General features: G+C 34.5%; 18 protein-coding genes, 1 tRNA gene and 1 CRISPR repeat array. Of the genes, 14 read left to right on the forward strand and 5 right to left on the reverse strand.

Translation table 11 applies throughout. From position 1 onward, the window contains the following. Nucleotides 1-5: 5 nt before the first annotated feature. Entirely contained in the window at nucleotides 6-1,715 is a 1,710-nt protein-coding gene (locus DX009_RS00965; protein ID WP_115082711.1) for a Na/Pi cotransporter family protein, read from the reverse strand. Nucleotides 1,716-1,807: 92 nt separating this feature from the next. On the opposite strand from DX009_RS00965, the gene DX009_RS00970 reads away from it, so the two are divergent. The 4 genes from DX009_RS00970 to DX009_RS00985 all read left to right on the forward strand — a co-directional run bounded on the left by DX009_RS00970 (nucleotide 1,808) and on the right by DX009_RS00985 (nucleotide 8,139). Beyond that, a complete protein-coding gene (locus DX009_RS00970; protein WP_115082712.1) occupies nucleotides 1,808-3,469 on the forward strand; it encodes a nucleoside kinase in 1,662 nt (553 codons plus the stop codon). Nucleotides 3,470-4,262: 793 nt separating this feature from the next. After that, nucleotides 4,263-4,733 (forward strand): T9SS type A sorting domain-containing protein, encoded by a 471-nt coding sequence (locus DX009_RS00975; RefSeq protein WP_006043864.1) that lies wholly within the window; start codon nucleotides 4,263-4,265, stop codon nucleotides 4,731-4,733. Next, nucleotides 4,730-6,160 (forward strand): hypothetical protein, encoded by a 1,431-nt coding sequence (locus tag DX009_RS00980; protein ID WP_115082713.1) that lies wholly within the window; start codon nucleotides 4,730-4,732, stop codon nucleotides 6,158-6,160. Before DX009_RS00975 ends, DX009_RS00980 begins: the two co-directional genes overlap by 4 nt. A gap of 284 nt (nucleotides 6,161-6,444) precedes the next feature. After that, entirely contained in the window at nucleotides 6,445-8,139 is a 1,695-nt protein-coding gene (locus tag DX009_RS00985; protein WP_115082714.1) for a fimbrillin family protein, read from the forward strand. 201 nt (nucleotides 8,140-8,340) lie between these two features. Here the strand turns inward: DX009_RS00985 and DX009_RS13235 are convergent, their stop codons facing one another. Continuing rightward, nucleotides 8,341-8,508 carry a hypothetical protein gene (locus DX009_RS13235; RefSeq protein ID WP_181792297.1) on the reverse strand — a complete coding sequence of 56 codons (168 nt, stop codon included), beginning with the start codon at nucleotides 8,506-8,508 and terminating at the stop codon, nucleotides 8,341-8,343. A 640-nt stretch (nucleotides 8,509-9,148) separates the two neighbouring features. Between DX009_RS13235 and DX009_RS00990 the strand changes: the two genes are divergently transcribed. From DX009_RS00990 to DX009_RS01000, 3 genes are all read left to right on the forward strand, one after another. Next, nucleotides 9,149-9,634, forward strand: coding sequence for a T9SS type A sorting domain-containing protein (locus DX009_RS00990; RefSeq protein WP_115082715.1), 486 nt, complete (start codon nucleotides 9,149-9,151; stop codon nucleotides 9,632-9,634). Further along, complete coding sequence (locus DX009_RS00995; RefSeq protein ID WP_115082716.1) at nucleotides 9,631-10,932, forward strand: fibronectin type III domain-containing protein; 1,302 nt, start codon at nucleotides 9,631-9,633, stop codon at nucleotides 10,930-10,932. Before DX009_RS00990 ends, DX009_RS00995 begins: the two co-directional genes overlap by 4 nt. A 143-nt stretch (nucleotides 10,933-11,075) precedes the next feature. Next, nucleotides 11,076-12,638, forward strand: a complete 1,563-nt coding sequence (locus DX009_RS01000; RefSeq protein ID WP_115082717.1) for a hypothetical protein — start codon at nucleotides 11,076-11,078, stop codon at nucleotides 12,636-12,638. Between the two features lie 311 nt (nucleotides 12,639-12,949). Here DX009_RS01000 and DX009_RS13240 read toward each other — a convergent pair whose 3' ends face one another. Further along, a complete protein-coding gene (locus tag DX009_RS13240) occupies nucleotides 12,950-13,105 on the reverse strand; it encodes a hypothetical protein (protein WP_181792298.1) in 156 nt (51 codons plus the stop codon). A gap of 82 nt (nucleotides 13,106-13,187) precedes the next feature. On the opposite strand from DX009_RS13240, the gene DX009_RS01005 reads away from it, so the two are divergent. The 3 genes from DX009_RS01005 to DX009_RS01015 all read left to right on the forward strand — a co-directional run bounded on the left by DX009_RS01005 (nucleotide 13,188) and on the right by DX009_RS01015 (nucleotide 15,010). Then, nucleotides 13,188-14,027 carry a BRO family protein gene (locus DX009_RS01005; RefSeq protein ID WP_115082718.1) on the forward strand — a complete coding sequence of 280 codons (840 nt, stop codon included), beginning with the start codon at nucleotides 13,188-13,190 and terminating at the stop codon, nucleotides 14,025-14,027. 114 nt (nucleotides 14,028-14,141) lie between these two features. Further along, nucleotides 14,142-14,846: a hypothetical protein gene (locus tag DX009_RS01010; RefSeq protein ID WP_115082719.1), complete on the forward strand. Its 705-nt coding sequence runs from the start codon at nucleotides 14,142-14,144 to the stop codon at nucleotides 14,844-14,846. A gap of 5 nt (nucleotides 14,847-14,851) precedes the next feature. Further along, the gene (locus DX009_RS01015; RefSeq protein WP_115082720.1) at nucleotides 14,852-15,010 is read left to right on the forward strand and encodes a BRO-N domain-containing protein; all 159 of its coding nucleotides are present in this window, start codon (nucleotides 14,852-14,854) and stop codon (nucleotides 15,008-15,010) included. 238 nt (nucleotides 15,011-15,248) lie between these two features. Here DX009_RS01015 and DX009_RS01020 read toward each other — a convergent pair whose 3' ends face one another. After that, entirely contained in the window at nucleotides 15,249-15,653 is a 405-nt protein-coding gene (locus DX009_RS01020) for a hypothetical protein (RefSeq protein WP_115082721.1), read from the reverse strand. An 89-nt stretch (nucleotides 15,654-15,742) separates the two neighbouring features. Here DX009_RS01020 and DX009_RS01025 point away from each other — a divergent pair, with 89 nt between their 5' ends. The 4 genes from DX009_RS01025 (at nucleotide 15,743) to DX009_RS01040 (ending at nucleotide 18,186) form a co-directional block, all read left to right on the forward strand. Beyond that, the gene (locus DX009_RS01025) at nucleotides 15,743-15,898 is read left to right on the forward strand and encodes an RHS repeat-associated core domain-containing protein (protein ID WP_245944622.1); all 156 of its coding nucleotides are present in this window, start codon (nucleotides 15,743-15,745) and stop codon (nucleotides 15,896-15,898) included. A gap of 79 nt (nucleotides 15,899-15,977) precedes the next feature. Beyond that, complete coding sequence (locus DX009_RS01030; protein WP_115082722.1) at nucleotides 15,978-16,496, forward strand: hypothetical protein; 519 nt, start codon at nucleotides 15,978-15,980, stop codon at nucleotides 16,494-16,496. A gap of 78 nt (nucleotides 16,497-16,574) precedes the next feature. Beyond that, nucleotides 16,575-16,902: a CRISPR direct-repeat array (repeat unit 37 nt; unit sequence ATTATTAAGTATATTCCATTACAACAAGGATTAAGAC). A gap of 246 nt (nucleotides 16,903-17,148) precedes the next feature. Beyond that, the gene (locus DX009_RS01035) at nucleotides 17,149-17,838 is read left to right on the forward strand and encodes a HEAT repeat domain-containing protein (RefSeq protein ID WP_115082723.1); all 690 of its coding nucleotides are present in this window, start codon (nucleotides 17,149-17,151) and stop codon (nucleotides 17,836-17,838) included. 277 nt (nucleotides 17,839-18,115) lie between these two features. After that, a tRNA-Gln gene (locus tag DX009_RS01040) sits at nucleotides 18,116-18,186 on the forward strand. Between the two features lie 349 nt (nucleotides 18,187-18,535). Here the strand turns inward: DX009_RS01040 and DX009_RS01045 are convergent. After that, nucleotides 18,536-19,843 carry an IS5 family transposase gene (locus tag DX009_RS01045; protein ID WP_115082696.1) on the reverse strand — a complete coding sequence of 436 codons (1,308 nt, stop codon included), beginning with the start codon at nucleotides 19,841-19,843 and terminating at the stop codon, nucleotides 18,536-18,538. Nucleotides 19,844-19,904 lie beyond the last annotated feature (61 nt).

Consider the following 19,904-nt stretch of genomic DNA (forward strand, 5'->3'; position numbering starts at 1 on the left):
TAAAATTATGCATTTTGTTTTACACCCATACGTGCTTCAACTACATTTACCACATAATCGCCAAGTTTTTCGCATTCTTGAATAATGTCCATATACATTGTTCCAATGGCGTAAGTATATTTATGTTCGTTTACGTCCTGAATGTTTTGTGTGCTAAGTTGGTTACGATAGTTGTTCATTTCGTTTTCAATGTTGAACGAACGGTTTATATCGTTCTCGTGTTTATGTCCTATTAGCAAACTGTTCATTTGTGTTAAGGCATCGTCGGTAAGTTCAAACATTTGTTCAATGTGGTTGTATTGCTTTTCAGTAAAATCTTCTTTTGCCGATATTTTTCTATTTATGGTACGAGCTATATTATAGCAAGAGTCGCCAATACTTTCTAGTTCAGATATCTCTCTAAGCATTGATCTTACCTTTTCTTTTGTTTCATCGCTAAGGTGAGCATTACTAACTTGGTCTAAATATTTAGCTATTTCTATCTCCATATTATCCGAAATGCCTTCATATTTCTCTATTCGCGAATACAATTTCACAAATTTAGAGTCGTCGGTTGTATGTAATAGTTCTCTCACCATATCGAACATTCGTTGTAAACGTTCGGCAAACGATTGTATTTCTTTACTTGCTTCGAGCACCGAAAGTTCTGGAGTCTTCATAATTCCAGCTTGTATGAAACGCAAACGGAAGTCTTCTTCTGTCTCGCTCTTGCGTGGTTTTATAATCATGCAAACTAACTTTTCGAGCTGTGGAATAAACCAAATTAGCAAAAATGTATTTGCAACATTAAATGTTGTGTGGAATGCTGCTAAAACAACAGGTAGTTTTACTTTTATATTAGCATTGACTGCACCAATTGCAGGATTATAATCAACAAAACCACATACCATATTTACGAAAGGATAGAATATAGCGAGCACCCAAACTACACCAATTACGTTAAACATTAAGTGGGCTAATGCTGCTCTTCGTGCTTGTGTGTTTGCTGCTAATGCTGCTAAATTGGCTGTAATTGTGGTTCCAATGTTTTCGCCCATAACCAATGCAATACCAAGATAAATAGGTAAAACACCTGTAGAACAAGGCAAAATGGTGATTGCCATAACTGCAGCAGACGATTGAACGATACAAGTTATGAGGGAACCAATGGCAAGAAATATCAGAATAGTGAAATAACTGTTTATATCGAACGATTTAAAAAACTCTATAACTGCAGGTGTAGTGTCTAAATGAAGTGCTTTTCCTGCATCGCTCAGTAGTACAAGACTGAAGAACATAAACGAAAGACCAAACAAAAAGTCGCCTACATAGCGCATTCTTCGTGTGTAAATCAGCACAATTCCCACAAGAAAAGCTGGAAAAACAAAGCTTGTTAGGTCTACAGAATATCCTAACGACATAATCCAAGCCGTAAGTGTTGTTCCAATATTAGCACCCATTATCACGGAAATAGCTTGAGCAAGGGTTAATAGCCCTGCATTTACGAAAGAAACAGTCATTACCGTTGTTGCCGAAGACGATTGTACAGCACAAGTTATGAATGTTCCTGTAAGCATACCAGTAAAACGATTGGTAGTCATTGCACCTAAAATGTGGCGTAATTGCGAACCTGCCATTTTTTGTAATGCTTCACTCATTACTTTCATTCCATAGATAAGCAATGCCAACGAACCAATAATTTTGAAAATAATGGCAAAATAAATACCTGTAGTCATAATAATCTTTTTTTTCTAATGCTATTTTTTGCTCTTTAATGAGAACTTGCTAACTTTATACCCTGATTAAAATCGTTAAACGTTCATACAAGATGAAACAAGTAATACAAATCCGTTGCAAAAATAATAAAAAAACTTTAGAAGTCCCAATTGGCAGTACACTTTATGATGTTTATACTGCATTTAATCTTAATATGAACTTTGGACCAATAAGTGCAAAGGTAAATAACAAGGTGGAAGGATTAGATTTTCGTGTATTTCATAATAAAGATGTAGAGTTTCTCGACCTTTATTCTGCTTCGGGAATGCGCACTTATATTCGTTCTTTGTTTATGGTTTTGTGTAAAGCCGTACACGATATATATCCAAAAAGCAAAGTTGTAATAGATATTCCGGTGGCAAATGGCTATTATTGCAACATTAACATTCATCGCGAAGTTACAAATAGCGATATTGAAAATATACGCCAACAAATGCAAACCATTATAAATCAAGCTTTACCTATACAGCGTTATGAGGCTACAACCGAAGAAGCTATTAATATGTTTCGAAAGTTGGGCGACGAAGCTAAGGTAAAACTCCTTGAAAGTACTGGCTCGCTTTATACCACTTATTATAAATTAACCGACTATGTAGACTATTATTATGGTGCAATGCTCACAAATACATCGCAAATTAAGCTTTTTGGAGTAGAAAAATTCTTCGACGGATTATTACTTCGCGTACCATCGTCTGAAAATCCTGCAAAGTTAGATAATTTTATAAACCAAGACAAAATGTTTGAGGTTTTTAGAATGCATCATCGGTGGCAAGAAATTTTAGGTGTACGAACTGTTGGCGATTTTAACGAAGCCGTGAAACAAGGTTTTTCTAACGACCTTATAAATGTTAGCGAAGCATTGCAAGAAAAAAGAATCTCGCAAATTGCAGAAACCATAGCAAACAAAAAAGATGTGAAGGTTGTGCTAATTGCCGGACCTTCTTCGAGTGGAAAAACTACGTTTTGTAAGCGTCTTTCTGTGCAGTTATTAACTTGTGGAATAAAACCAGTACAAATTTCTTTAGACGATTATTTTGTAAATCGGGTGGATACACCTAAAGACGAGTCGGGCGATTACGATTACGAAAGCTTATATGCACTAAATATTCCGCTTCTTAACGAACAGTTTTTGGCATTATTCCGTGGCGACGAGGTGCAATTGCCCTCTTATAACTTTCAAACAGGGAAAAGCGAAATGAAAGGTAAAAAACTCCAGCTAAATTCTGATAATGTTTTAATAGTAGAAGGTATACACGCTTTAAATCCGATGCTGACAAACGATATTGCCGACAATAAAAAATTCCGTATTTATGCTTCTGCTTTAACAACAATATTATTAGACGACCACAATTATATTCCTACAACCGACAACCGACTTATTAGACGTATTGTTCGCGACCATAAATATCGTGGCTGTTCTGCACAAGAAACCATACGACGTTGGCCAAGTGTTCGCGCAGGAGAAAAGAAATGGATATTTCCTTATCAGGAAAATGCCGATATTATGTTTAATACCGCAATGCTTTACGAGGTTGCAGTTTTAAAAGCACAAGCAGAAGCTGTGTTAGAACAAGTGCCAGAAAACTGTAACGAATATGCAGAAGCATATAGATTGCGTAAGTTTTTAGGCTATTTTTCTTCGTTACCTTTCCGAAGTTTACCACCAACATCGTTGCTTAGAGAGTTTTTAGGTGGCTCTTCGTTTAAATATTAATGCCAGAAACAAGGCAAAGCGCAACAAAAAAAGCAAATAGGCACTACATCTAAAAATATACATTTAGCAATTGTTGTGTAAGCGATTATAGAAAAATTCTCTATAATCGCTTTTTCTTTTTATTTATAAATATTGCCTTTCTGTACACACCAAAAAAAATATAATTAAAATGCAAATAATTTTTAATTACAAAATAAAAAAATGTAATTATAAATTTTAAAATTCTTATTATATTTTTTCGGCAACTATATTTTGTCTTTTCTGTAAACACTATTCATTAAAATAATATACGCTTTATATAATATCAATTCAAAATATATTAAAAAAAATCCTCTCTAACAATAAAGTGGGCAAAAAAGACTTTTTGAACACTAATAGTAAGAAATAGTAGAAAAGAACTTCTTTTTTGCAAAAGAAATATTATGTTTTAAAATAATATTGCTATATTTGCAGCCAGAATCTACAATCTGTAATACAGCGGATACAGTAAGAACAAGAAATCTATAACTGACACTGAACTATGGCTTAGGTGTTTTGCGCCTCTTTTATTTAAAAGAATAAAACAATAGAATAAAAAAGTTGCCATATTATAAATAGAACAAAGGGCAATAAAGCAAAAAATACCAATGCAATAACATTAATCTATATAGGTGCATAACAACAATAGCTGGCAAAAACTTATACAACGAAATAATAGTTCGAATGTCAAAATCTCGACAATATAGTCGTAAGTAAATGTAAATGCAAAGAGAATAAACAAAAAAATAGGAAATTATATTAAAAACGAATTAGTATGAAGAAAATTTGTCTTTTACAATTGCTCCTTATGGCAGCAATAACTGTCTGTGCACAGCCAACAAAAATACTGGTTTGGCTTACTAACGGACAAAAAGTATCGTACAATCTTTCCGAACGTCCTACAATGACTGTAGAAAACGACAATGTACGTCTTAAATCTAAAACAGTAGATTTACTATATGCTGTTACAGATATTCAACGAGTTACTTTCGACGACCAGACTGATGGTATAGAATCGGCAACAACAACCAATAAAAGTGGAAATGCTACACTTACACAAGAGTCGATGACATTTACAGAATTTAAATCTGGCGAAACTGTTCGCATATATAATAATGCCGGACAACTTGCCCAAAGCTATAAAATTGGTGCAGATGGTAGCTTAACCGTTTCGCTTAGCAATTTCCAACCAGGTATATATATCGTTAAAACACAATACAAATCATTTAAGTTTATAAAAAAATGAAAAAATCTTTCATATCTACAGCCCTCACCTTTGCATTTCTTTTATGTGCCGTTGCAGCATCTGCACAAGGTGTTTACATTTACAAAAATGGAAAAAAACAAGTATTTAAGTCTGAAGAAGTAGACAGTTTAGTTTTCTTTGATACCGACAATAGTACAGCACCAAGTGTTACAGAAGAAAATTTTGAACTTCCTGCAGCCGATTTCACAAAAACTCTTACAGAACTTAAAGCAACCGAAGAGGCAAAAGGCTTTACAGCTACACAACCTAATAGCGGAAAACTTATATTAGAAAAAACAGTTAATGGAAAAACTGTACACTGGGAATATAATGGCAACGGACAAGGTGTATATATGTATGCAAAAAGCACACTTGAAACCAACAAAATAGATGCGTTTAAAGCCTTTTTACGTAAGCAAGGTTACGAACTTGAAACAAAAGCTTCGCTAAACAACGATGTAAAAGTATATGTAAATAAAACTGCAAAAACAGTGGTGTTTATTAATAATACAGGAAATGGAGCAGAATATTTCTTCGGACCACATGACGATAGTTTTACATCGTGGACAAGAATTTCGTTTTTAACCGATGAAACTACCGGAGCATGGACACCATTCTACGGAAAAGGTGCCACTGTAGAACTAATGCAGCTATTTGAAAAACGTATGAACCATACACTAAATACCGAAAAATCTAAACCAGAAAACGGTATTTATGTTTATAACACGGGCGAAACACGTTGGAAGAGCGTAAAATATTGGTTCGATGTTTACACAAAAAATAGCTTGGAAGAAGCTTCGTTATTTGTAGATGCCCAAAATGTACCTACACCTAAAGAAATAACAAACTATCTAAAGGAAACAAATTATATCTATACGGGTATGTACGATTCTGAAGGCGATGTTATTTACTATAACTACGACCAAAAATCGGTTTGTTACGTAAAAATGCAAGATAAAACACAGGGAAAAACAGAATATCTACCACAAATGCACTATGCTTATTCTGATTTAACAGGACAAGTTCCACCACTTACTGTTAATTTCCCAATGCCTTTAACAGAGTTTGGCAAAAAAACATTAGACGAGGTAGTTGCCGAATATCGAAAATTGCCTTATTATAAGAGCGAAGAAAAAATAGATTTAGGTATAGTTGTAAACACCGATTCAGAAGATTTCCCAAAAATTCTTCTAATGGACGACGGCGGTAAATATGCAGCTGCTTTGGTTATTACCTTTAATAACCTAACTGCTCGTTCACCTTATATTGTAGATTTACTTCAAAAAAATGGTTATGTAAATAAAGAAGGCGTAAGTGCATTGCCAACCTTTATAAATAGCCAGAATAACGTGATGGTTCAATTCGATTTAACTGATATTCTTCAAATGGGTTGGTTCTCTATTTCGTTCCAACCAACCGAATTTTAAAGAATAAGCCAAAAACCAAATATGCTATTCTTTTTCGGTTGAAATAGCAAATAGCACAACCATAATAAAAATGCTCCTGCCATTACGAATAAAATTCGTAGATAGCAGGAGCATTTTTCGTTCTTATTTCTTTAAAATAGTGTTCGTTATACCATATTTTTTAATAAAAAGTGCTACCTTTGCACCCGGAAACTTGTAAATAGTATAAAAAAGGATATAACTAATAGAGAAATAGAAATAGTGATATGGCTATTTTCTTACTCAGGATTAACAAAAAACAAGCAATGAATAAAAAGAAAACAACTCAATGGTTACTGTCTTTTGTGCTTTTATTGACAGCAACTCTCTTTACAGCATGTTCAAATTCGGATAGCAATTCGGCAATCGACGAAGAAAACCAGCCAGCTGGTCCACAAGGAAGCTTAGTTTCTTTTGGTATTACAACAAATAAATATTCAGAAGTTTCGCGAGCTGCCCAAGAAAATGAAGGACGTGTAGTGTCGTCTTCAACAGAAAATCTTGGAAATGGCTTAGAAGCACTTGTAGAAGTTGTAGAAACTCCCACAAAAACAGCAAATACTCGTGCAGTGGGGCAAGCTCCTGCAGGAGATTATACAATACTTGCATATCAAGGCACAGAATTGAAACAAAAATGGGAGATAAACTATAAATCAGACGGCACCTACACAATGAAAGATGGCTCTAATCCAGAGAAATATCTTGCACCAGGTACATATCAATTCTATGCTTTTAACGATAAAATATCGTTCGAGAATGGGAAGATTGTAACTAAAATGGGAAGTAATGAAACGGAAGCATATTATGAAAAGAAAGATGTTACAATTGCTAATGTATTGAAATCTAAAGTAAACTTCACATTAAAACCTACTCTTTCTCAGGTATATTTTAAGGTGAAAGCCTTTAGTAATGCAGCTTTCAATGGTCCAATGACAGGAAAATTTAGCTATGCAGCAAATACAATTCCTGAAAGTTTAACACTTGATCCTGCCACGGGCACAACCACAACTACCCAAAATACCACTGCAGGTAATATTGCTGTTGGTAGTTTTACAGCTAATCAAAGCAATGCAACTGAGTCTTCTTTCATTGTAACAACCGCACCTCGTTATTTTGTTCCAGGTACAGATATAACAAAGTTGCTATTTACTTTCAATACTTCTGCTGAAGGTACTACTGGAAAAATATACGATAAAGAAGTTTCAGGCAAACAATTACGAATAACAGAAGCTATTGCTGGTAATTTGGAAGCTGGTAAAAGTTATACAGTCTCAGTAACTGTGTATTACAAAGCAGACTATTTGTTTACCGATGGAACAGTAGGAACATTACTTGCCAACAAAAATAAAACACCAATTGCATTAGTTGTCAACAAAGATAAGAGAAGAGCAATGGCACTTAAAAATGCTGGTAGTTATACTTGGTCACCAACAGGACCTCAAGGACGTAATACATGGTCAAGATATAATTATAAATATGAATATAATGGTTTAATTGACGCTAGAAATGCTGATAATGGATATGATGAAACTTGGAATGGAAGCTATACTACGAAGCCCAGTGGACAAATAAAAGCAAACGATGCTACAAATTTCCCTGCATTCTATTATGCTGCGCACTATGCTGCACAAGTTAACGGAAAAAATTGGTATTTGCCTGGCGTTGGTGATTGGGATTTAGCATTAAAATATTTTGGCTTTAGCGATCCTACACAAGGATATAGCAAGTTTAATCAACAAAAACATCAATGGACTGGTGAATTAGGATATCAATTAGCCGAAATATTATTCTATCAAGCAAATGGTGAACCTTTTAATGATTGGTATTGGACTTCAAATATGTTTAATTCAGCTAACGCTACAGCTATTACTGTTTTGATTTATGATCATGGTGAATTTGTTCATTTTGGAGGTGCAGCGAAGGATAACTCAACTAAAGTTCGCCCATTTATTAAGTACTAAATAAATTTCCTGATATTACAAAAATGGGACACAAAATGGTGTCCTATTTTTTTGTATATATATCCTTTTGCTTAAAGCTATTATAATTATTTTTTTTAAAGGTAGTTTGCGGAATTGTTATGAATATTATAAAGAAGTGGAGCATTGATTTTTTAGATATCAATGCTCCACTTCTTATTATTTCTTTTATAAAATACAAATTTACCACTCTTCCGAGCCACCATTATGCTCACCACCAGGAGTATAACTATTATCTGCTTGGATAGAACCATTTTGCTTTGGTTGAACACTACTGCAAATCATTTCTTGATTTTCCATATAAAGCAGCGTTGTTTTTGGCTGAGAATATACTTTTTTATTATCCTTCATATCATTTATTTCTTCTGTGCGTATTATTTTCGGTTGCGTTATCTCTAAATTAAATCGGTTGCAAAGGTAATAAAAATGATTGATAAATTGTACAAAATACGAACTTTATTTATATAAATGGGGCTTTTCTTGGTGTAAAACAAGTTTTTGCTATTTCAATTAGCTAATATTTATATATTGGTTTAAAAGAAAAGCAAGTTGCAAGTGTATTCCACCGAAATAATAATGAGAAAAAAAATTTTCTTATTATGTTTCCAGAGTTTTTAATTATTATTTCTGTTTTTCTCGTTTTGTTTTTCTTACTTATCATAATAGCCTAATTTTTGTACACAATGTTGAAACATACTTATTGCAAACACTTTGCGTTCTTTTTATGCTGAATGGTATAAACTATAATATGATTTACGAAAAAATGTATAGTGATGTTAATTTGCTACAAAATGTTTAAAATAAATTAAGTTTTTTCCGAATTTACTTGTACCTTTACAAAGATTTCATAGAACCTCTAATACGAAGAGTGTTATAGGCACTTTATTCTGGCGAATGAGATTACAGGCGAAATCTATACGAAAGTGAACCTAACAGATTGAAGAAATTTTAAATTATATAATTTTAAACATTAGCTTAAACATCATTCATTATGAAAAGAAACACTTTTTTAGCTGTACTAACAGTCATAATGACAATGAGTTTCTCGCAAACCTACGCGCAGACACAACTTGTGGTTACGCCACATTCAGGAGATGTCGGCAAGTATGCCATTACAGACATTCAGAAGATAACCTTCGATGCCAATGGTATGCATATTATAGGTAGCAAGTTCTCGGTAGAACCTGTGTGGAAACTATCGGTCATTAAGGGAATTAAATTTGTATCAACTCCCAGTGGAATTGGTAAAGTGGGCAACACCGAAGCAGAAAAAATAAAAATGTCGCAACGAGGCGATATGATTTATTTTAACGGATTAGGTGCCGAAAAGGCAGAAGTTGCAATTTTCGACCTGAACGGACAAACTTTGTTACGTGCAAAAGTGTCTGACGGCGAAGGAATTGAAGTTTCTAACCTACACAATGGCGTATTTATTATTAAACTTAAAAACACAACCTTTAAATTTGTAAAACAATGAAAAAGAAAATATTACTTTGCCTAATGGCAATTTTTAGTCTTGCAACATTTGCACAGACCGAACCTAACCGTTTAGTTGTATTAGAAAAGAACAATTTGCACAAAGCATTTATAGTAGACCGTGTAGACAGCATTTTCTTTGCAAATGTAGAAGGAAGAGTTGCTGCCGATGTAACCTATAAAGACTATAAAAGTGGTGCTTCTGGCGATACACTTTGGGTAGCAGTTCAGAAAACTCCAGAGTGTGTTGGCTATAAAATTACTTGTATTCCAAAATCGTTGTCAAGCAGAATAACCAGCGACGACGTTGCAGCTTCTTATTTTGAAAGAATAAATGCAACAATGATGCAAGACGATTTTACAAATGCACAAATGACAGGTTTTGACGAACCATTTAAAGACAACACACCTTATACGGTTCTTACACTTGGTTACGATAAATATGGCGTAGCTTGTAGTATGTCGAAAGCAGAATTTACAACACCAAAGAAACCACTTGTTGGAAATCCACAAATAAAAGGCGAAATAGTAAGCACAACAGCAACAACAATTAAAGCAAAATTTACACCAAATGCCGATGTTGCAGGCTATGCAGTTTGTATTTTCCCTGAAGGAAAAGCACAAGAACAATTCGAACAATTTGGTCCGATGATGGGATTAAGCAACATAGGCGATATGATAAAACGCTGGGGAGTGCCAAGAACTGGCGAAGGAGAACACGAATGGACAGGAATGGAGCCAAATACTAAATACGAAATATATATACAAGCGTGGGATAAAGCAGAAACTTATGCAGATATGGTTATAGTTCCAGTAACAACAAAGAAACTTGGCGGAACTGGTATAGCAAAAGTAGATATTGAAATAAAAGAATTTGCAAAAAGTGGCGATGCTTTCTATCAACGTGTAATTTATACTCCAAATGCAGAATGCTCTGTTCATAGAGATATTATTATAGAAAAAACAGCTTACGATAAAGCTGATATGGGAGAAACGGGTGTAATTAATTTATTGAAAACAGACCGTGCACAAGATCCATATTGGAATCAGTATGGTGTAGATAATGCTACATGGAGTGCAGACCCAAATACAACATATTATGCTTGTTCGTTGGCTAAAAATATAAACGAAGAATGGGGACCACTTGTAAAAGTTGAGTTCACTACAGGTAATGGCGAATCAGAAAGTAAGGTAACTGTACCTATGCGTTTAGAAAATAGCACATCGCATGGTGTAACAACAATGCCAATAATAACAGGCAAAAAGGCACAAGCTAAATTCCAAATGATTCAGAACTAACGATAGTTTAATAAATATATAAAGTATATGGTGTGGTTTACTTCTATTTTTAAGCAAACAAATACCATATACTTTATTTGCTTTTTATAAATTATCTTTAACCAGAAACATTTTAGCAAACAACTTTAAAACCAATATTATTTATGCGGAAAATTTATATTTTTCTTTTTTCGATTTTTCTTTGCGCAGCAACAGCAATAGCACAAGAAACACCAACAATAATAACACAACCTGCAGAGGGAGAAACCATAAACCTATATCGTACAACCACCGGATTTGAATCGGTATATTACTATGGAGTGCCACATAAAAGTACAGGAGATTGGCAAAGAATAGTTTTTGGAAACGATGGAGCAGTGTATCTTGAAAATCCACTTAACTCGCTTTATACAAAAACATGGATAAAAGGTAAGAAAACCGAAGGAGACACTATTGCATTTCAGCTTCCACAAGCCATATATTCGGAAGAAGACTTCTCTACGGGCGAACAAAAATATGGTTTTCTCTACCGAATACACCAAGGAACAAGAAATGGTAAAGAAACATTTGTGCCAAACGAAGAGAAAGAAAAACAAGTGCTAAAATATGTATGGCGCAACAATACACTTGAAATGGTGCTCGACCCGGAAGAAATGATAGGAATGTGCCGTCCAAATGGCGCATGGACAAGTTATGCCGAAAAAACTTATAGAGCAATACGCAAAGACGATAATAAGTTGGCTCCTCCCGCATCGGCAAAAACCTACGAAGGATTAATGCTTTATATGGATATGGACGGAAAATCTCAGTTATATCCAGTAAAATATGCCTTCGATGGTAACGATGCTTATTTAGGCGATTTATCGGCAAATGTAAAAGGTTATTGGATAAAAGGTACAAAAGACGGAACAACTGTAACATTTCCACGTACATCGTATCTCGGAATAGACCGTACAACAGCTTGCTATGTATATGCTTCATCGGGCGTTATGGGAAAAGGTAAAAGCGAAATGGGCGACGAATTCGACAAAGCATGCATTGGTAGCGAACCATTAGTGTTTACTTACGATGCAACAAAGAATGAACTCAGCACAAAAGGACTATTAATGATACACAAAAGTGAGGACGACGACCGAAGTACTTTTATATTCGACTCTTATCGTTACCCGCTAATTAGCCAATGGAATAAGAAAGCTGCAGCGCCAATGCCACCAAAACTCACAGCTTATCAGGCATACGACCCACAACCATGGGGAGGACCTGGCGGATTGCAATTTACATTGAGCTACTATTCAGCTGATTTTAACTATCTCGACCCTACACATCTTTATTATAATCTATATATAGATGGCGAACGTGTAACATTTAAGCCCGATGTTTACAAAAACTTGAGTGCTGAAATGACCGATGTGCCGTATGCTTTCTCGGACCAATACCAATTTTATAAGTACGACGATAATGCACGAGCAATATACTTCTACAAAGAAGCAAAAGTAAAAGTAGGTATGGAAGCCTTATATATTGACGGCGACACACGTTTAAGTTCTGGAATTACAGAATATCAGATAACAACCGACGGTATAAATGCTGCAACCGTAAAGCAAATAGACCATATTAAATATTACGATCTTTCTGGTCGTAGAGTAGAAAATCCACAAAATGGAGTCTACATTCAAACCACCACTTATATAGACGGTTCGCAAACGTCGGAAAAGATAGTGAAATAAAGCCACAATACTTTTAACTTAAAAGTAAGACTACAAATCGACAAGCCTGTTTTGAAGATGAATAAATAGTATTCGTCTTCAGAATAGGCTTTATGTTATTATTAAGTATATTCCATTACAATAAGGATTAAGACTTGTATGTGCCGTTAATACTATTTACGTATATAAATATAAGGGTAATAGGTTTATTACTATTAACACAATTTAGTAAACAGTATTATTTACACCATATATATAATAGCTATCTTTGCAATATAAGAATAAAAGAAATATTAAAGGAAAGGGTATAACTCTTTCTCAACTTGCTGACACTATGGGCGTAAGCCGTCAAGCATTAAGTCGCCAAGTGGTAGGGATCTATTTGTAGAAAAAGCAGAAGAAATTGCCGATGCTCTTAACGTGCCTATATGGCAATAGTTCGTTTTGCTCGAAGAAGTAGTAGGGAGTGGTAGCTTTGTGGCATTCATAAAAAATGGGAATAAGACATATCATACAAATAATCTGTCTGAACTTGAAAAAATAGTGTATGAACTGAAAGGAGATTAATAAATGGGAAACAAGAACATTGTTAAATTATTCGACGACCGAAAGGTACGCACAATTTGGAATGAAGACGAGGAAAAATGGTACTTCTCTATTGTTGATGTGATTGCGGTATTAACAGATAGCGATAATCCGCAAACATACTGGAGAGTGTTAAAAAATCGTCTCAAAAAGGAGGGAAATGAAACCGTTACAAATTGTAACGCTTTGAAACTTCCTGCGGCTGATGGGAAAATGCGAAAGACAGATGTTGCGGATATGGACCAACTATTCAGATTAATACAATCAATACCGTCTCCTAAAGCAGAGCCATTTAAGCAGTGGATGGCACAAGTTGCCAGCACACGCATAGACCAAATGCAAGACCCTGAGCTTTCTATCAACCAAGCAATAGAGGATTATAAACGATTAGGGTATTCTGATGCGTGGATTAACCAACGTCTGAAAAGTATAGAAGTAAGAAAGCTCTTAACTGACGAATGGAAACGTGGAGGAATAACAGAGCATAATTTATATGCTATACTTACAAATACAATTACCCGTGAATGGAGTGGGTTGACTACCAAAGGATATAAGAAGTTGAAAGGATTGACAAAAGAAAGCCTTAGGGATAATATGACTAACGTAGAACTTGCTCTTAATACCCTTGCAGAAGCATCAGCTACCGAAATTTCAAAGCAGAATAATCCGAAGGACTTCAAAACTCATAATCAGGTAGCAAGACAAGGTGGAAGTGTTGCCAAAGCTGCACGAAATCAATTGGAAAAGCAACTCGGACGTTCAGTTATAACAAAAGAAAAGGCAAGTGATTACATATTGCCAAATCACAAAAAAGAAGAGACATAGAAAAATTATATATAATAGTGCAGGAAATTAAAGAAAATAAGGAATAGTTTGCACATTTAGGAAATATTATATACTTTGTCAAAGTATAACTAAAAATTTTCAAAAATAAGATATTTGATAGATACCTTTTTAATTGTTGTTATTCTGAACATATTAATTGGATGTGGTAATAAAACTAATGTAGATAGCAAACACGTTCAAGATAGTATAGCTCGGGTAGAGAAACGAAATCGCCATATACAAGATTCTATAAGATATGAAAAGTCCTTAATTGCTTGGGGTAAAATCAAATTTGGAACAAGTAAAGCTGACGTTTCTAAGAACAAGATAATGAAAGATTGTTTTGTAGGAGAGGATTATATAAGTATGGACTTTGATGTTTTATACAATATAAAGGAGACATTCTCGCTTCCAAATCTATCTTCATTTGACGCATATTTTAAAGAAGACGAATTAACATCAATTACTCTAAAATCATATTCAGTTACTGCCGACCATATAGATGACCTTGTTCTTGAATGTAACACTCTTGCTAATATATTCCAAAAAAAGATGGGAGAGCCTATTATGCGAGACGATAATATAAGTATTTTAGATTTCAACGAAGGCTATGAGTTTAGTTTCGCACAATATAAAGTTGGTAGCAAAAATGTTTTGATTCGATTAGGAGAAGAAGATAGCGGGGGTAAGTTTTATTACATCGTAACAATCTCAAATGATGCTTTCCCTAAAAAGAAACACATTCCAACAAAAGAAGAAATAAAGGCTCAGAAAGATGTGAAAGCCAAACAAAAAGATGTGCAAAACAATTCGTTTTAGGATTTATGCAGTTACAGATATTCAAATACCAGAGTGAGGAAGAGCAGCTGTTCAATGAAATAAGAACCATTGAGCAGGAAGATGGGAGTGTGTTATTCGGTGCAACAGACGTTGATAAGATGCTGGGGTACAGCAATCCACACGATGCGATAAGCAAGCATTGAAGGTACCTCGCAAAATACGATATACCTCATCACCCCCTCCGAAAATATTAGGTGTAAAATAAGGAGGGTGTGTCAAAACTAAGAATTCAGAAAAGCTTCCTTTCATATTAACAGTTTCACTCCCTCATAAATATTAAAGTAACCGTTATCATTGAGTTATTAACTCTTTGGTAACGGTTATTCTTTACAAAATGATAGCTGTCTTTAGCTGAAAACGAGTTTTGACACACCCTCATTTTTATATTCTATTTGTCGGGTCCGGTTCTATGAAAGCAAGTCCGAGTTTTGCAAACGTTCTATCCAGGTATCTTGCAAAGGTGCAACTCTTTCCAGTGTATTTGAGATGATAAACATCAAAACTATCAGCAGGAAATTGTATCGTAAAATCTCCCATCCTCATAACTTCAGTAAAATCTTTCTTCTTTGCGGTAAAGTTTGCCGAATTGTTTCCCTCAATAGTGAAGTTAAGTGTTATACTTCTTTCATTTACTTTAAGAGTAATATTAGCGTACTGCACGCCATCACGCAATCTATCATTGTTGGCTATATAGTCTTTCAGTGGATAATATCTATTGATGGTATCTAAAAACTCTCTCCCATACGGACACCTCACGCCTTTAAAGCATCTTTTCCATTTAATCATTAAGTATATTCCATTACAACAAGGTATGGGAGCAGGAACTCGACAGTTTCGGTAGAAAGAGAAGGAAGGACAACAATAATTCCTCCTTCATTCCGTTTAAGTATCAAGGTCAGTATGAGGACGTTGAGACGGGACTGTATTATAACCGTTTCCGCTACTATGACTCTTGTGCAGGTAATTACATTAGTCAGAATCCAATTTGGTTATCGGGGGAGATAATTTATATTCTTATGTATAAAATCTAACAATATGTATAGATACGTTTGTATTATCTGGGCAAAGATGGATGGGGAAAACAAAAAAATAGACACTCATTAATTGCTTATGTCTTATATAAATGTTATTATGCCTTTGGTTGAGTTTGTGCCATATATTAACGATATGGTAGTTAGGTATGATTGTGTTGTATATTTTAGGAAAAAGAACACAAAAGATGTTTTTTGTACAGCAATCAATATGGCAAATTATAGAAGTGTTATTGGCAATGGTATAGAGGACAAGTTGTTTTTCTTTGTCTCTTTAAAAGATTACAACAAAGCAGGTATTTCTTTTTATGATGATGAAGTATGCAAGGGAACTATTGAAGGAATAGGAGGAAGGGCAAATGAAAACGAAGTTGAGTTGATTTCATTGCGGTTGATTTCTAAAGAACCTAAAGAAGGGATTAAAAGATTATTTAATGCCATAAGGAATAAACTAAAGAAAGATTCAACAATAGGCGTTGGTGTTCAAAGTGGCTCATCGAAATATCCTAAATTCTTTTATCAGAAGTCGCTGACAGATAATAAGGTCTTTAAGTTTGACTTCAATAATGACAAATTGCCTGTTATCAAGCCATTATAGGAGATGTTAAAGCCAAATCTATAGAGAATTTGGAAAGAAAAGCGTTATGAGTTACTATCAGTTATTGGAGAAAATATAATTATTAAGTATATTCCATTACAACAAGGATTAAGACTCATTCCTAACTCATATAGTGAAGGTTGACGATTTAATTATTAAGTATATTCCATTACAACAAGGATTAAGACTTAGCGAGTTTCAAACCCGCTTTCATATCATTAACACGATTATTAAGTATATTCCATTACAACAAGGATTAAGACGTAAATATTATTTGCGAACTCTTTCGCCTTTGATAATTATTAAGTATATTCCATTACAACAAGGATTAAGACTTTGCGACCGCAAATCTATACTCACTGCGCAAGAATTATTAAGCACATTCCATTACAACAAGGATTAATATTTTCGGTGCTTAATGATTTAAGCTTTTTATTAAATATGGCATACAATAAATGCTTAAGGCACAATATATTCTGTTATTTTTAGTTTTATGTTAAGACAATTGGTTTAGAGCTTTGTTGGCACCATTTAGAAACTGGGCTGGAAGAAGGTTTAATGTTAAACTATTAATGCTGAATAGCTAATTACGAATGGGCGTACGGCTACGATAAACAGATTATTTATATTTTAAAATAGTATTAAATTGATTATGAACGATAACGATGTTTCCTCTTATTATAAGGAGGCTTTAGCTACAGATAGTTTTACGGTACACAATAACTTTCTGAATATGTTATTGAAAGATGGTTCTGCATTAGGTATGGAACGCCATTATTGCTATTTTAAAGATTCGAAGAATGCTGATTTGAAACGAATTTTAGGGAACGGATTTCTAAAGCGTGGAAAAGAAGGTGTGCTCTTTTTAGAAGAAAAACTAAAAACCGAAACAGATGCTCTGGCAAAATCTAATCTCATTCATCTCATAGGATTGTCGTACAATAAAGAATATCTGCCCTATATTCTGCCTTATCTTGACGATGCTGACAACGAAATTAGATACAAAGCCATAATTGCTTGTGGCTGGTTGGGCGATGCTGAGGCTATTAAAATTTTAAAAGAACATTATGTTACCGAAAAAGATGCTTTGTTGCGTGGATTTATTGTATCGGCTATGCGACAGATTTTTTTTAGACATAAGGAAACTAAGCAACAAATTGTAGATTTTATTTATGTAAAAATGCCAGAAGAAACCTACAACGAATTGCTTGCCATTATGATAGTTGTTCTTCAGGATCTTACAAAGGTGAAATTTGGTTTGAAAGAAGATTCGTATTCTGGCGAAATTTCTGGCGATATAGCAAAGGCTAAAGATAAGGTGTTGAAGAAAATTAAAAAGTAAGTTTGCATTCTTCTTTATGTTTTTACAACTCTTGCAAACCAAAGTTTTCAGTCTGCTTTACCTAATGTATAAAGAAAGTAGAGTTTCCAAAAAATAAAATTCTCTTATAGCTGCCTATACTGAATAGATGTAGATAAGTGGTTGATAATAAGCTATTTTAAGAGTAGAAATCTATAATATAGGACTCCCATGAATATAGAAAAGGAATAAATTTTTGCAATTTCTCTACAAAAAGTTTGTGCGTAAACCAAAAAAGCATTATCTTTGCACCCGCAATTGTCCTATGGTGTAATGGTAGCACAACAGGTTTTGGTTCTGTTTGTAGTGGTTCGAATCCGCTTAGGACAACGCTTAAATAAATCGGTTGATATACAAAACAGTATATCAACCGATTTTCTTTTACAATAAAATAGATATGGATATACAAGTTTGGGAATCTTTATTCTACCACTAATAATATAGAATATAGTTTTGTTGTAAGTTGCTGTCATTTTTAACATTTCGTGTAATCTGCAGATAATAAGCAATTTATAGTGGCAATGAGAGTGATAGAAGTGACAGCAATTTCTAAACTTCAATGAATAGCATCTATCTATTCGAACGACAATTACCAGACCGTGCTACACCATTACGTACCGTACCAAATACTCTGTGCCGCACGAAGGGACTTTACGAAAAGAAAATATGTAGTCATCCCTTAAAAACTATATTTCAGCATAAAGCCTGTACTGACAAGCTCTATGCTGATTCTTTTTATAAGGTACAAAAGAACTCTCATAGCTCTTTTGAAGTTATATGCTGCCGCAGCTAATAATACATTGATAGCATCTCCTTTCACACCTTTATAAAAGTTGCGAGATAATCGGTGGTCTGCTTTAAGATGTCCTATTGTTGGTTCTATACCTGCTCGTTTACAAAATAGTTTGTGTTTCTTTTTCTTTTGGTAGTAGCTGTCTTTAGCTTTAGGAACGTCTGGAATGAGTATCTTTGTCTTCCCAATCTGCTTTATACCTCTATACCCTCTATCTCCTGCTAACTTATCAACCTGCTTTCCTGTCATCCTTTGGGTTTGTTCCAATGTCTTTTCAATAGTATGTCCATCATATTCATTCCTAAAAGAACATGCACCAAGAATAAGTCCTGACCATGAGCGAAGAATAGATACTTTATTGCCAAACTCATATTGCTTATGCTCCTTACCTTTGCTGATACAAACTACATCTGGTTCGTGCAGAGAATATACTTTGTTCTTTGACTTCCTATTCTGAGAAAGAACTTTGTAATATAGCTCAAACATATTCTCATACCCTTTCTTTCCCCCAAGATTACGCTCTAGCTCTCTTACCAATCTTCCTGCTATGGTTCTTAGTTGTCTATCTGCCTTAAGAGCTTTCTTACGATTCTTGGGATGATTACGAAAACGTTGGGAACGGTAAATGCCTTTCAACGTACGCGTATAACTCTGTCGTAGAGGAAGACTCTTGTCATGAACTATCTTCAGAACGTTTTTGATTATCTTTTTATGCAACTTCGCATCTGTAGGATAGGTTATATTCTTCTCCTGTACAGTAGAATCAATGAAAGCAGTATCAAAATGATCTTCGTCATCATGGTCGGTATTAACGCGGATACTTTCTGCTAATATTAACTCCATACCTTCCTCGCCTATACGATTTCTGAAGTGAACTAACTCGGAAGCGTCACAGGGTTGTTTTGGCATAAATTCAAGTCCACCACAGAAATATTGGTAGTAAGCATTCTCGCTCCATTGAAAAACAACCATTTCATCCGACACATTACGCAAATGTTTTAAAATTAAAAGACCACACATCAGGCGAATTGGATGAGCCGGGCGACCGTTAGTGCTGCAATACAAAGGAGAAAAAGCATTTTCAAAACTCTCCCAATTAATCTTATTACTAAGTTGGAAAAGGGGATGTTGATGACTAAGCATATCCTCTAAGGAAGAGAACATAGAGAGCTGTTTGGATGTACGTTTAAGCATAAATATCTGCAAGAATTATAGTGTAAAGGTACAAAAACTTGCAGATATTTGCAAATAATTT

Source organism: Prevotella pallens, assembly GCF_900454935.1.
Lineage (GTDB): Bacteria > Bacteroidota > Bacteroidia > Bacteroidales > Bacteroidaceae > Prevotella > Prevotella pallens.

Bases quoted from the DNA above. Each gene is read 5' to 3' on its own strand.
- DX009_RS00995 (WP_115082716.1), top strand. From the start codon at position 9,631: ATGAAAAAGAAAATATTACTTTGCCTAATGGCAATTTTTAGTCTTGCA.
- DX009_RS13235 (WP_181792297.1), bottom strand. From the start codon at position 8,508: ATGAAGGATAATAAAAAAGTATATTCTCAGCCAAAAACAACGCTGCTT.
- DX009_RS01005 (WP_115082718.1), top strand. From the start codon at position 13,188: ATGGGAAACAAGAACATTGTTAAATTATTCGACGACCGAAAGGTACGC.
- DX009_RS01015 (WP_115082720.1), top strand. From the start codon at position 14,852: ATGCAGTTACAGATATTCAAATACCAGAGTGAGGAAGAGCAGCTGTTC.
- DX009_RS13240 (WP_181792298.1), bottom strand. From the start codon at position 13,105: ATGAATGCCACAAAGCTACCACTCCCTACTACTTCTTCGAGCAAAACG.
- DX009_RS01045 (WP_115082696.1), bottom strand. From the start codon at position 19,843: ATGCTTAAACGTACATCCAAACAGCTCTCTATGTTCTCTTCCTTAGAG.
- DX009_RS00975 (WP_006043864.1), top strand. From the start codon at position 4,263: ATGAAGAAAATTTGTCTTTTACAATTGCTCCTTATGGCAGCAATAACT.
- DX009_RS00980 (WP_115082713.1), top strand. From the start codon at position 4,730: ATGAAAAAATCTTTCATATCTACAGCCCTCACCTTTGCATTTCTTTTA.
- DX009_RS01020 (WP_115082721.1), bottom strand. From the start codon at position 15,653: ATGATTAAATGGAAAAGATGCTTTAAAGGCGTGAGGTGTCCGTATGGG.
- DX009_RS01000 (WP_115082717.1), top strand. From the start codon at position 11,076: ATGCGGAAAATTTATATTTTTCTTTTTTCGATTTTTCTTTGCGCAGCA.
- DX009_RS00985 (WP_115082714.1), top strand. From the start codon at position 6,445: ATGAATAAAAAGAAAACAACTCAATGGTTACTGTCTTTTGTGCTTTTA.
- DX009_RS00970 (WP_115082712.1), top strand. From the start codon at position 1,808: ATGAAACAAGTAATACAAATCCGTTGCAAAAATAATAAAAAAACTTTA.
- DX009_RS00965 (WP_115082711.1), bottom strand. From the start codon at position 1,715: ATGACTACAGGTATTTATTTTGCCATTATTTTCAAAATTATTGGTTCG.
- DX009_RS01030 (WP_115082722.1), top strand. From the start codon at position 15,978: ATGTCTTATATAAATGTTATTATGCCTTTGGTTGAGTTTGTGCCATAT.
- DX009_RS00990 (WP_115082715.1), top strand. From the start codon at position 9,149: ATGAAAAGAAACACTTTTTTAGCTGTACTAACAGTCATAATGACAATG.
- DX009_RS01035 (WP_115082723.1), top strand. From the start codon at position 17,149: ATGAACGATAACGATGTTTCCTCTTATTATAAGGAGGCTTTAGCTACA.